The sequence below is a fragment of the Chamaesiphon sp. VAR_69_metabat_338 genome (assembly GCF_031423935.1).
Lineage (GTDB): Bacteria > Cyanobacteriota > Cyanobacteriia > Cyanobacteriales > Chamaesiphonaceae > Chamaesiphon.
This window is the reverse complement of the sequence record NZ_JANPGM010000665.1, coordinates 1-13,063: the sequence shown is the minus strand read 5'-3', so window position 1 is coordinate 13,063 and position 13,063 is coordinate 1. Positions and strand designations below refer to the sequence as shown.

The window sequence follows — 13,063 nt, the reverse complement described above, 5'->3', positions numbered from 1 at the left end:
CATAACTTCAAAAGTCATCGATATACACAACTTAACTTCGACACTTCTCGGCTTCAAGCAATAGTTGGACAGAACAGTTCTGGTAAAACATCTATTTTGCAAGCACTATCTTACATTAAATACCTATCAACAGTGAAATCTGATGTCCAGGACGAACAAAAAAATACTACGATTATCGGAAATAATAGTGTGACAATCGGAAAATATGATGTGGGTATAGTTGTAAGAGGGGTAATGAAACTTAGAAATCATGAAGACTGGTACTTTTCGTGTGGATTACAAAAAAAGATGAATGGCATATGGGTGCCAAACAGAACATTTAATGTTAATGGTACTGAAGAGAACGAAGATTATTTTTCTTCTGCTAGACTTGTTAATTTAGTAAGAAGAACAAGAAGCAATCAATCCAATAATCCTGTTAATACAACAAGAAGAGCGACAAACAATCAATCTCTACTGCCGGATTTTAAGTTGTTAGTATATTCAAAGTTGCTAATAGATAATTTGTCCAAAGCTGATTATAGTGAAGAAGTTGTCCCCGAAATTCAATTTGATGGTTCAGGATTAGCACCTACGTTAGACTATCTAAGAAGTGAAGATCCAGCCCGATTTCAAGCAATACAGGAAATGTTGCAACAGGTTGTTCCAGATGTTAAAAGAATAGGCGTAAGACGTGCAAAAGTTAAGATCGATAGACAGAGATCGATCGAGGTTGATGGTAAATCTATTTCCTATGAAGAAAATCAAGAAGTTACCGGACAAGAAATTGTTCTGGATATGAATACAGGCGATCGCATTCCCGCTCATGCAATTAGTGAAGGGACGATGCTAACATTGGGTTTGCTCACCGTATTAATGAATCCTAAGCAGCCAAACTTGGTATTGCTAGATGACATCGAACAGGGACTTCATCCCAAAGCACAACGTGAATTGATAACCGTATTTAAGCAGATTATTCAAACCAATCCAAACTTACAGATTATTTTCACTACTCACTCTCCCTACATTATCGATGAACTCGAACCTTCTCAAGTTCATGTCTTGAGTAATTCTAAAGCTGGATTTACTCATGCTAAACGGCTAGACGAACATCCCGATGCAGAATGGGCAAAACAAAGTTTAACCACTGGAGAATTTTGGAATGCAGAAGGAGAAGATTGGGTGGTTGCTGGAGATGTGAATGATTGAGGTTGTTGTCATCGTTGAGAGTAGGATGGATGCGGTTACTGCTACAAAATTAGCCGAGCGCGTTCTTGTCGAAAAGATAGATTGGCTAGAACCGGAAAGTTTAGAACATCTATTTAAATGGACTGGTTTAGAATCAGGAACGGAACATTCCTGTTGGAAAGATATTGGCGATATTATGAATCGTGCTGAAAAAGAGGGTATTCCTAAACCTAGATTTCTAGGTCATGGTAAAACTGGTGTGTTGAAAGCTGATGGCGCAATCGCCATGAAGACTCTGAAATTAATCAAGCTTCTTCATCGTAAAAAGAGCAGAAAAATTGCCGCAGTTCTGTTTATTCGCGATCTAGATAATCAACCCGAGAGAAGGCAGGGGATCGAGCAAGCACGGATAGAGCAGATCGACGAACAACCTCGGATCGAAATTGTCATCGGTACAGCAGATCGAATGCGGGAAGCGTGGGTTTTGAATGGTTTTAGCCCCCTAAATGTAGAAGAAAACCAAATTCTAGAGCAGATAAAAACTAAATTAAATTTCCATCCTTGTGAAGAAGCTCACAAATTGCGGTCTAATTCATTTGCAGAACCAGATCGATTCAGGAATCCTAAAGTAGTCGTCGAACAGCTTACAGGAGGAGATATGAGCCGCGAACAACAATGCTGGGAAGAAACCGATCTAGAAATTTTGCGATCGAGAGGCACTAGTACGGGGTTAAGCGAATATTTGAAGGAAGTCGAGCAAAGATTGATTTCCATATTCGATCGAGCTGATTTATGAAGATATTTATCGGCTCTCGATCTAATTGATTGGCATGAGCTGGTGGAAAGTACTTTTGCGCAATCCGATCGTGGCAAAGACACTCAAAACATCTTCAGTTAAGATCCACGATCCAGCGCATCTAGTAGCAACCAAGGGTCGATTGTCGAACGTAGTCCAACCAGAACACTGGGGATAAATGCTAGTTTCAAGATCGGTAATCGGTGAGTTTGACAATTAGATTTGGCAGCGATCGTCCGCAGTAGCCGATCGCTACTCCAAAACTACAACATCGATCGCTCCACCCGATCTTGGAAAATCAGTTTAAAATTAGGAATCTAAAGAAAATTTAACATTCACTCGACCTTGCATCGGTAAAGTCCGTAACTGCATACGGGTCAAAGCTTTGAGCTAAGAGCAGCTTGTTGCCGATCGGATCGACCCATTTATCCCAATTTTTCGGTTCCAGCATTGCCACACATTCCTTTCCAAGTAACTTCATGAATCTACTGGAGTCGATCGCCCCATTCGATGGTTATGTGACCGCTATAGCTCAAGATGTCTTTGGGCTATTAGGTCTGAGCGTCCGAGTCCAAAACCGCGAACGCTTACCGCCAGCGGGGCCGACGTTGATTGTTTGCAATCATCGCAGCTTCCTCGACCCTTTTATTCTGACTAGTTTTCTGAATACACCGATCGACTTTGTCTGTCATCGCTACATGGGCAATGTCCCCGTTTTACGAGAAGTATTGCAGAGCTGTGGCGGTTTTCCGCTGACAAATGGCGATTGGTATCCCGAATTATTAAACCACGCTCGCGATCGATTCGATCGCGGTAAAACGATCGGGATTTTCCCCGAGGGTGCCGCACCAATGCTCGCAGCTCCTTCCCCAACCGGACTATGCCCTTTTTATCGCGGGTTCGCCCATGTGGCTCTGCAAGCGGCAGTTCCGAATTTGCAGATCTTGCCGGTGGCAATCCTATCCCAGTCAGAAATTCAGTGGCCAGCGGTGCCATTGAGTCTTTTGCATTACCTAGATCCCTCCGAACCATTGTTTAGAAACGAGGGCTGGCATCCTGCTGTCGTCTATCAGCAAGCAATCATTCGGATCGGTAAGCCCTTTTCGATCGCACCATACCAGCAGCAGTACCACGGTCGCCAAGCTGGTAAAGTAGTAAAAGATCTCACCGCCACATTATCAAGCCAAGTTGCTGACCTGCTCGCAGCATAAACCATGCAGCTTTACCCCATCAGTTTTTTCCAGCCGCGACCCGCCCAGCCCCATCTACCATTATTTGTCTTTTTTCCAGGGATGGATGGCACTGGCAAGCTATTGTACAAACAACTAGACACCCTTGCGGCTAGGTTTGATATCCGCTGTTTGGCAATTGCTAGCAACGATCTGACGGATTGGGCGGGGTTGGTCGATCGATCCGTACAGCTTATTACCACCGAACTTACCGAGGGGCGCGAGTTATATTTCTGCGGAGAGTCATTTGGGGCTTGTTTTGCGATGCAAACTGCCGGACAGATTGCTACCAAAATTAGCGAGTTAGTGCTGATCAATCCAGCTTCTTCATTAGTGCGATTGCCGTGGTTGTCTAGTGGCAGTGCCTTGACCAGAATACTGCCAGATGTCCTCTATCCCATCTCTGCGCGGATTTTGGTCAACTTTCTCATCGATCCCGATCGAGTTGCCGCCACCGACCGCCAATGCTTGCTCGATGCAATGCTTTCTGTCCAGCCTCAATCAGCGGCGTGGCGACTAGATTTGCTCAGACAGTTTAATGTCCATGCCATTTTACCCAAAATTATCGACATTCCCGTATCTCTAATTGCTGGCGAACTCGATCGATTATTGCCATCGGTGCCAGAAGTCCAGATTTTAGAGCAGTTGCTACCTAAATCAAAAACTAAGTTCTTGCCCTACAGCGGTCATGCTTGCCTTCTAGAAAAAGACATTTATTTAGCCGATCTCTTGTAAGGTTGAATCTATTCTGGGGTTAGCAGGTAGTAGATAGTGGATAGTGGATAGTCAATAGATAGAGTATTTGGACGATCTCGTCTCCCCCTCACCCCCTCTCCCCGTCCCTTCATCCCCCTACTCCTTAATCCCAAACCCCTAACCCCTATCCCCTATCCCCTAAAATGCTATTCCGCGAACTGGTTCTAGAAAACTTTGGTTCTTATCTAGGTAAGAACATTATTAATTTATTACCAGATTCGGCTAGCGAAAGTCGGCCAATTATTTTGATTGGGGGGATGAATGGTGGTGGTAAGACGACGATTATGGATGCGATGCGATTGGCTTTGTATGGTGCCCGCGCCCAGTGTTCGACACGGGGCAATTTAAGCTATGGGGATTTTCTCCATCAATGTGTCAGTCGTCAAACACCATTAACCGAGAAAGCGCGGATCGAGTTAGCATTTCAAGTCGCTGATGAGGGAGAGCTGCAAGAGATTCGGATCGTGAGATATTGGGAACGGAATCCTAAGGACGGCAAAGATACTCTAGGGATTTTGGTAAATGATTGGGCTGATAAAACCCTCCTAAATACTTGGGATGAATATATTGAAAATCTTTTACCATTGGGAATTTCCAATCTATTTTTATTTGATGGCGAGCAAGTCAAGGAATTAGCCGAACAGGAGACACCACCGGCAGTTGTATTTGATGCGATTCAATCATTATTAGGATTAGAATTAGCCGAGCGATTGGCGACAGATTTAGATGTCTTAGTAACTAGAAAGCGGCGCGATAGTGCCACTAGCAAACAATCGGCAGCGATCGATGAAATCGAATCGCGATTGGAACAGCAGCAAGTAGAATTAACTGAGTTGACATCAGAATTGGATCGACTCGATGGGAAATTAACAGTCGCGATCGAGCAAGAGCGACAAGCATTTGATAAATTCGTCCTCGAAGGGGGAAAAATTGCGGCACAGGGGCAAGAATTGGATCTCACAGCTAAAGCAATTCAAACTCAAATCGATCGCCATCGTCAAGAATTAGCCGAGCTAGCAGCGGGGAGTTTGCCGTTAGGATTGATTACGCCGTTATTAGCTGAAGTTCGCGCTCAAGGAGCGATCGAAATCCGCCATCAACAAGGCAAAGCTGCACTAGATTTACTCGTCGATCGAGATCGCCGGTTGCTAGATTTTCTCGATCGACAACAGATTGTCGCCGAGAAGATCGCTGACGTTCGTGCCTTTTTAGCAACTGAAAATCAAAACTTAGTTCGGGAAGTAGAGCTAGAAAGCTCGGTTTATTTGGGTATCGATGCTGAGGTAATAAATCAGTTAGATCTGATGCTCAAATCCGAACTCGGTCGCGATATCGGGCTGGCCAGCAATCTCCAAACACAATTAACTAAGCTGGAAACCGAACTCGATTTTCTCGATCGACAAATTGCCGAAGCTGCGTCGCCTGAAGAATATAGCCGTCTCAAACATCAAGAAACTACCGCGCGCGAACTAGTTACTAAACTTAGAGCCGATAAAATTAGTAACGATCGTCAAGCTACCGAACTCGATCGCTCGATCGCGAAAACCAAGCAGGAATTAGCTAACTATACCGAGAAAAATATCCAACTCAAAAACGATCGCCATATTATCGATTCGATCGCCAAAGTTAAAGCAACATTACAAGTATTCAAAGCCAAACTGACGCTCAAAAAGATTAACAAACTCGAAACCGAAGTCACCGAATGTTTTCGCTATCTATTGCATAAATCCGAACTCGTTCAGCGCGTGACGATCGATAGCACCACATTTACGCTTTCACTCCACGATCGCGATGGCAAATTATTACCCAAACATCGACTTTCTGCTGGCGAAAAACAACTCCTAGCGATCGCCTTATTATGGGGACTAGCACGCGTATCGGGACGACAACTACCGATCGCGATCGATACACCACTAGGCAGGCTTGATTCCTCACATCGGACGAATTTGATCGAACGTTATTTCCCCGCAGCCAGCGAGCAGGTAATTCTCTTATCTACAGATACTGAAGTCGCCGAAAGTGAGGTGGCAAACTTACGCGAACAGGGTGCAATTACGCGAGAATATTTGTTAGATCACGATCCGAGCCAACAGCGGACTCAAGTTAAAGTCGGATATTTTTGGTGATTTATAAGTCTTTCACCTATGGAAGTAAAAGCACAGATCTGAGGGTACTCATGAGGGGCACCCCTACAAGTTATCTGTAGGGGTGCCCCTCGTGGGTACCCTCCGGTTGTTAATTGTTAACCGATCTATTTATCTGGTTGAGGAGTCATTCGCAGATAAGGCTTAAGTTCGGTAATACCTTTGGGAAACTTCACTTTGGCTTCTTCGGTAGAAATAGACGGTACGACAACACAGTCGCCACCATCGACCCAGTTAGCCGGAGTTGCCACACTGTAATTATCAGTCAGTTGGAGCGAATCGATCACCCGGAGGATTTCATCGAAGTTGCGTCCGGTACTGGGAGGATAAGTGAGTGTGAGGCGGAGCTTTTTATTGGGATCGATAATAAATACCGAGCGGACAGTCACCATTGCATTAGCATTGGGGTGAATCATGTCATACAAGTCAGAGACTTTCTTATCTGGATCGGCAATAATTGGATAATTGAGCGCAGTACCCTGGGTTTCGAGGATATCCCCAACCCAACCATTGTGAGAGTCTACATCATCGACACTCAGGGCGATCGCTTTCACGTTGCGCTTGTCAAATTCTGGTTTTAGTTTGGCGACTTCGCCAAGTTCGGTCGTGCAAACTGGAGTGAAATCTTTAGGGTGCGAAAATAGAATCACCCAACTATTGCCAGCCCATTCAAAGAAGTCGATCGTGCCTTGGGTAGTAGCTTGGGTGAAGTTGGGTACGGTGTCCCCTAATCTTAACTGCATAATCTATCTAAATAGGTGAAAGTGGATAGGAGCAACTTTCGATGGTGACACGAAATTACCCCTATCTGCTAGCACTATACATGTTTATTTACGATCGCGGTCGCTCCTGGCGAGGCGATCGAGCAGCGGCGATTGAGTGGGTTATACACGCACGATTTCTTCGGCGTAGCGATAGGTGGTTTCACCCGCAGCGTTGATGCGTACCCGCTCGATTTTAGCTCCGAGGTTGCGCATTTTGGCTTCGAGGCAATCGTAACCGCGATCGAGGTGATGCAAGTCTTGAATCGTCGTTTTGCCGTGAGCGGCCAAACCAGCTAGGACTAGTGCCGCTGAAGCGCGCAGATCGGTTGCGGTTACGGTCGCACCAGACAATAACGGTACGCCTTCGACGATCGCATTGTTGCCTTTGACCCTAATATTGGCACCCATGCGCTTGAGTTCGGCCACGTGTTGAAGCCGGTTTTCAAATACAGTTTCGGTGATGACACTGTTGCCCTCACTCACTGATAGCAAAGCCATAAACTGGGCTTGCATGTCGGTCGGAAAAGCGGGATAGGGAAGCGTCTCGATGTCCGTCCCTTTGAGCATACCCGTGGGTACTACCCGCAGCCGATCCGGTGCATCCATAAATACTTTGGCACCAATCTGCTCTAACTTGGCGATCGCCGCTGTCAGATGATCGGGGATAACTGGATACATACTAATTTCGGAATTGGTAATCGCACCCGCGACGAGGAATGTCGCTGCCTCGACTCGATCGGCGATGATACTGTAGTCAGCCTCATGCAGCTTATCGACACCCACGATCGCAATCCGATCGGTACCCGCACCCGTAATCTGCGCGCCCATCGCGATACAGAAGTTAGCTAAATCGACAACTTCTGGCTCCTTGGCCGCGTTCTCTAAAATTGTCTCACCCTCGGCTAGCGTCGCCGCCATCATCAATGTTTCGGTCGCGCCGACACTTGGGTAGTCGAGATAGATTTTCGCGCCTTGGAGGCGTTTATTCGAGCCAGTAACATAAGCATTGACAATCCCGTGTTCGATTTCGACATGGGCACCCATCGCTTGCAATCCGCGCACGTGCAATTCGATCGGTCTCGCACCGATCGAGCAACCACCTGGCATCGGTACTTTAGCTACTCCCAATCGTGCCAAAATCGGCCCGATCGCAAAGAAAGCCGCCCGCAACTTGGAAACCAATTCAAACGGTGGCGTGTAGCAGTTAAAGCCAGTGGTATCAAAATCTAAGACTTCGCCGTTGCGCTGGATTTTGACGCCTAATGCCTCGATGATCTGGCACATTTTATCGACGTCTACCAGCCCCGGAATATTTTGCAGGCGGCAACCTGTCGAGCACAGTAGTGCGCCAGCCATGACAACCAAGGCAGAATTCTTAGCTCCACTGATTTTTACTTCGCCAGCGAGCGGGTGTTGACCCCAGATGTGAATGACAGACTTGTCTGTGGCTAACATAGTTTGGGTGGTGGTGGTGCTACTGATAGGTTTGTCCTCCAAATTGCAAGATATCGGGATCGAAATTACTTATTTTTGCTTAGATTCTACAGGAAGTTAGGCAATAAATCCGATCGATTTTCAGTAATTAGACAAGAAGTTGCTCTCGACGGGTAAGATTTGTTACCTTTTTTTGCCAGTGCCGACTTCACAATTAAACATTCTTTGCTTTTAACAACAATGTGTCGATCGCTACAGCTGGGGCAATTGGTGACTGTCTTGCTTCCCAGCAGCGATATCGACTGCTGCTGGTTTCCTAACTACTTATATCATTCCCGGTTCCATCCAGTTGTCGATCGAGCCAGACAATTTTTTTCAGAACGCGAATGCGCCCAAAGACAAAGGTACCTGCGATTTGCTAGTTCGCAAGTACCTTTGTCTTTGAGAGTTACCAGCCAAGCCACCTGCCAACAAGGGTATGTGCTTTTACTCACACTTTAAGTTCGGATCGCTCTGACTAAGAACGCTCGATTAACCCGATCGACATTAGGATGATTTTTCCCTACTGGTTGATTCCACCGGCTCGGCTTTATGGTGAAACCGAATTCCCAAAAAGATATCGTACACAAAGTGCAGAAAATCTTTACCCTGCAGTAACCCTAGCGATTGGTGGCACCCCTTCGATTCGAGCAATGGTTTGGTAGCTTGATAAGCAGCTTGATACTTGTACCACGGAATCGATGGCCACAAATGATGAATCAAATGATAGTTCTGGCCAAAAATCAAGATATTTAAAATGGCACCGGGATAAACACGGGCATTTTTCCAGCGATTGCGATCCTTAAACGGACGATGTGGTAAATAATCAAAAAACAGCCCCAGTGCTAGACCGACAACTAGTGCGGGGGAAAACCAAAAATCAAAAATATATGCGGTGTAACCATGTTGACAAGCATAATAAATAATCGATCCGACGAATAATCTACTCAGAAACCACTCTAATAGCTCGTATTTGCGCCACAGCTTGCGCTGGAAGAAGTAGATCTCGTGATAAAAAAATCTGGCAGCAATTAGCCAGAGTGGGCCGCCTGTAGATACGAAGTGATCGGGATCGTTATCGGGATCGTTAACGTTGGCATGGTGCTGGATGTGGACGCGGGTAAATACGGGAAAGGCAAACCCGAGCATCAACGCACTCACGTGACCCATAATTGCATTTGCCACCCGATCGGGATGCGCGGCATTATGAGAAGCATCATGAATTACCGTACCTGCCATATGTAAAGCCAAGACATTGAAGCCGAAGCAACACCAACCTGGTAACTGCCATTGCCAATAGCCGATCGTCGAAATCGTCACTAGAGCAATTGCGCCAAAGAACATGAAGACATTGGGATTCAAGTCATCAGGCGGTCCCAAAAATTCCCTAGGGACTCTGAGGGGCTGCTGCGCCTCCGACATTAGATTTTTGCTCCTTTAAACATGGGATTAAGCTTTGCTTTCGTAGTATACGCTAATCCCAGGTGATGATAAAGATTTGTGAAATTTTTTAATGTAGTGTAAATGCCGCGATCGCCCCAAAAGTCGTAATTAAACAGTAATCGATCGCGATTTACTGCAATACTACTATTGGAGTTGGCGATGCCCCTGCACCAAGCAAAACGGCTCCCCATCGCAGAATCTCCATTACACTCCTTCCAAATTAATAACCCTACCTAATCAATTTGGCTCAAATGCTGAGGATTTATTATCTGTCACAAATTATCCAAATTACCTGCTTGACAAGCATTGCCAGAATCGATCCTCAAATATGAATCGATCTGCAACCAGAGCTTAAAGTTAGGAATGGGCAACCCGAGGCTCGAACTCGGAACCAACGGATTAAGAGTCCGATGCTCTACCATTGAGCTAGTTACCCTGGTAATGGCTCTATTTTAGCACCAAACCAATTACTAATTATGAATAGGAGCTACTGAAGTGGGTCAACCTCATCTATGATGGAGACTAGAGCTACGTCTGGGCATCCTCGATCGCGATTGATGATATTGCATCTACACAACGTGCGATGGTTAAGGTAAACGCTTAACCGCCAAACGATTTGAGGCCATCGAAATCTATCCGAGGTCTTTGCTCTTAATAAAAGTTTCAAGATCGAAATATCGCCCTGAATGCCCCGTACTCGATAGTTAGCGATCGTCAATTCGCCAAATCGTTGCCAAGAGCCGCTAGCGACAGCCAGAGCTTGTTTAGATGCCTTGACGTTGCCAGATATTAGCCTCCCCTACTTTCAACCAATCCGGCAACATACTTCACGAACGAGTCCGCTACATCTGAGCTGCTTATGAATTACTCTGCAACCGCCCGTAAGTCTTTTATTGTCACTACGCCACTTTACTATGCCAACGGTATCCCCCATATCGGCCATGCCTATACGACAATGGCGGCAGATGCGATCTCTAGATGGCAGCGACTCCAGTCCCGAGATGTTTTGCTAATTACCGGCACTGACGAACACGGCCAAAAGATCGAGCGTACTGCCCGAGCCGCAGGCAGCGATCCCCAAACCTATTGCGATCGCGTTGCCTCCGAGTTTGACTCGCTGTGGTGCAAGCTAGAGATCGGCTACGACCGATTTATTCGGACGACAGCTCCCGAGCATCGCGCGATCGTCAATGACTTTTTTCAACGAGTTTGGGATCGGGGCGATATTTATAAAGGGAATCAGCAAGGTTGGTATTGCGTTTCCTGTGAGGAGTTTAAGGAAGAACGCGATCTACTTGCTGACAAACATTGCGCCTTGCATCCGAGCAAGCAAGTAGAATGGCGCGACGAAAGTAATTACTTCTTTAAACTATCTAATTATCAACAGCAATTAGAAATTTTATATGCCGAGCGTCCCGATTTTATTCTCCCCGCCAGTCGGCGGAATGAAGTCTTGAAATTTGTCGCGCAGGGGTTGCAAGATTTCTCAATTTCTCGCGTTAATGTCGATTGGGGCATTCCCTTCCCTGCCGATCCCCAGCAAACGATTTATGTTTGGTTTGATGCCCTATTAGGCTATATGACAGCATTGCTCGATGCTGGAACAGAACCGAGTCTGGAAAAAGCTCTCCAAGAGCGTTGGCCGATCGATTTACATCTAATCGGTAAAGATATTCTCCGCTTTCATACTATCTATTGGCCGGCGATGTTAATGTCGGCAGGTTTACCATTACCCGAGCGGGTGTTTGCCCACGGTTACTTTACCAAAGATGGTAAAAAAATTAGTAAAAGTGAAGGCAATACGATCGATCCGGTTGCATTAGTCGATCGTTATGGAGCTGAGCCACTGCGTTACTATTTTCTCAAAGGGATTGAGTTCGGCCAAGATGGAGATTTTAACGAAACTCGCTTTATTGAAATTGTGAATGCCGATCTGGCTAATAACTTGGGTAACTTAGTCAATCGGACTCTAAATATGGCTAAAAAATATTGTCAAGGTTGCGTCCCAAATTGCAACCCTGAAGATATCGATCCAGCGCATCCACTCAAGCACATCGGGAATGCAATAGGTCAAAGAGTAGCTCTAGCTTACGAAAATTTAGCCTTTAAAGAAGCTGGTGAAGCGATTATCGATTTGGCACACGCCAGTAATAAATATATCGACGATCTCGCACCATGGGCCTTATTCAAGCAGGAAAAACATGCCGAATTAGCGGAAGTTTTGTATGCAGCACTAGAGTCCGCTCGGCTCTGCGCCTATCTATTGTCGCCAATCGTGCCAAAAATTAGCTCGGATATCTATCGTCAATTGGGATTGGAGATCGACTTTAATTTACTATGCGGTCGCGATCGCGGTACCGATGAAAATGCGACAATAAGATCGGGATTGCCAACTGATTGGCACCGTCATCAAGAATGGGGCATATTGACAGCCACAACTAAGCTGGGCGAACCGAAGCCAATTTTTGCCAAACTAGAACTGGCTAATGGTGGAGGTTGATTTTGGTTTAAGCATCAATATCGAGCATCATGCAGACGACATCTCGCACTCTCAAATATATAAAACAACTTTTTAAAACTTTCTTTTTTTCAAGTTTTTAATAACAAATTTAAATGATGATGAATACTTTCAACCATGATGAAAATTCGATATTTTCAGCACAGCAAGTCTTGGAAAATCGGGGCAGAGTCGCAATTTTCGTCGATGGCTCCAACTTATTTTATGCAGCATTGCAATTAAATATTGAAATCGATTATACAAAACTCTTGGCAAGACTGACTGGCGGTTCGCGACTGTTGCGATCGTTCTTTTATACTGGAGTCGATCGCACCAATGAAAAGCAACAAGGGTTCTTGCTGTGGATGAGGCGCAATGGTTATCGCGTCATTGCTAAAGATTTGGTACAACTACCTGATGGTTCCAAAAAGGCTAACTTAGATGTCGAAATTGCGGTCGATATGATGGCTTTGGTGGGATCGTACGATACCGCAGTGTTAGTCAGTGGTGATGGCGATCTCGCCTACGCTGTCGATGCCGTGAGTTATCGTGGGGTAAGGGTCGAAGTCGTTAGCTTGAGATCGATGACCAGCGATAGTTTGATTAATGTGTCCGATCGCTACATCGATCTGGAAAATGTCAAAGAAGACATTCAAAAAACACCCAGAAACAGCAATGTTCTCTCAGTTACTCCCGATATCTGGACTTAAATTAATTGATAATTGATAATTGATAATTGGGTTTTTGAGATAAGGGTCAAGCGGGCGTAATTTTGTGTGCGCAAACACGTACAA

At 45.5% G+C, this 13,063-nt stretch carries 12 protein-coding genes and 1 tRNA gene; 7 read left to right on the top strand and 6 right to left on the bottom strand.

The features are described 5' to 3' along the window. Both RMO84_RS18425 and RMO84_RS18420 read left to right on the top strand, forming a co-directional pair. Nucleotides 1-1,188, top strand: a 1,188-nt coding sequence (locus tag RMO84_RS18425; protein WP_310489894.1) for an AAA family ATPase, incomplete at its 5' end; no start/stop codon positions are given. After that, entirely contained in the window at nt 1,181-1,963 is a 783-nt protein-coding gene (locus tag RMO84_RS18420) for a hypothetical protein (RefSeq protein WP_310489893.1), read from the top strand. The genes RMO84_RS18425 and RMO84_RS18420, both read left to right, overlap by 8 nt. 21 nt (nt 1,964-1,984) lie before the next feature. Here the strand turns inward: RMO84_RS18420 and RMO84_RS18415 are convergent, their stop codons facing one another. Together RMO84_RS18415 and RMO84_RS18410 are read right to left on the bottom strand one after the other, a co-directional pair. After that, entirely contained in the window at nt 1,985-2,179 is a 195-nt protein-coding gene (locus tag RMO84_RS18415) for a hypothetical protein (protein WP_310489892.1), read from the bottom strand. 112 nt (nt 2,180-2,291) lie between these two features. Next, nucleotides 2,292-2,444: a hypothetical protein gene (locus RMO84_RS18410; protein ID WP_310489891.1), complete on the bottom strand. Its 153-nt coding sequence runs from the start codon at nt 2,442-2,444 to the stop codon at nt 2,292-2,294. Between RMO84_RS18410 and RMO84_RS18405 the strand changes: the two genes are divergently transcribed. From RMO84_RS18405 to dndD, 3 genes are all read left to right on the top strand, one after another. Continuing rightward, nucleotides 2,443-3,174: a lysophospholipid acyltransferase family protein gene (locus tag RMO84_RS18405; RefSeq protein WP_310489890.1), complete on the top strand. Its 732-nt coding sequence runs from the start codon at nt 2,443-2,445 to the stop codon at nt 3,172-3,174. The genes RMO84_RS18410 and RMO84_RS18405 overlap by 2 nt on opposite strands. Nucleotides 3,175-3,177: 3 nt before the next feature. After that, a complete protein-coding gene (locus tag RMO84_RS18400) occupies nt 3,178-3,927 on the top strand; it encodes an alpha/beta fold hydrolase (protein WP_310489889.1) in 750 nt (249 codons plus the stop codon). Between the two features lie 164 nt (nt 3,928-4,091). Next, the gene (dndD, locus tag RMO84_RS18395) at nt 4,092-6,074 is read left to right on the top strand and encodes a DNA sulfur modification protein DndD (protein WP_310489888.1); all 1,983 of its coding nucleotides are present in this window, start codon (nt 4,092-4,094) and stop codon (nt 6,072-6,074) included. Between the two features lie 125 nt (nt 6,075-6,199). On the opposite strand, the gene RMO84_RS18390 is transcribed toward dndD, so the two are convergent. The 4 genes from RMO84_RS18390 to RMO84_RS18375 all read right to left on the bottom strand — a co-directional run bounded on the left by RMO84_RS18390 (nt 6,200) and on the right by RMO84_RS18375 (nt 10,208). After that, entirely contained in the window at nt 6,200-6,835 is a 636-nt protein-coding gene (locus RMO84_RS18390) for a peroxiredoxin (RefSeq protein ID WP_310489887.1), read from the bottom strand. Nucleotides 6,836-6,976: 141 nt separating this feature from the next. Further along, nucleotides 6,977-8,311 carry a UDP-N-acetylglucosamine 1-carboxyvinyltransferase gene (gene murA, locus RMO84_RS18385; protein WP_310489886.1) on the bottom strand — a complete coding sequence of 445 codons (1,335 nt, stop codon included), beginning with the start codon at nt 8,309-8,311 and terminating at the stop codon, nt 6,977-6,979. Nucleotides 8,312-8,836: 525 nt separating this feature from the next. Next, nucleotides 8,837-9,751: a beta-carotene hydroxylase gene (crtR, locus tag RMO84_RS18380; protein WP_310489885.1), complete on the bottom strand. Its 915-nt coding sequence runs from the start codon at nt 9,749-9,751 to the stop codon at nt 8,837-8,839. A 385-nt stretch (nt 9,752-10,136) separates the two neighbouring features. After that, nucleotides 10,137-10,208: transfer RNA gene (locus tag RMO84_RS18375), tRNA-Lys, on the bottom strand. Nucleotides 10,209-10,631: 423 nt separating this feature from the next. Between RMO84_RS18375 and metG the strand changes: the two genes are divergently transcribed. Together metG and RMO84_RS18365 are read left to right on the top strand one after the other, a co-directional pair. Further along, entirely contained in the window at nt 10,632-12,272 is a 1,641-nt protein-coding gene (gene metG, locus RMO84_RS18370; RefSeq protein WP_310489884.1) for a methionine--tRNA ligase, read from the top strand. A 116-nt stretch (nt 12,273-12,388) separates the two neighbouring features. Next, a complete protein-coding gene (locus RMO84_RS18365; protein WP_310489895.1) occupies nt 12,389-12,979 on the top strand; it encodes an NYN domain-containing protein in 591 nt (196 codons plus the stop codon). Nucleotides 12,980-13,063: the final 84 nt, after the last annotated feature.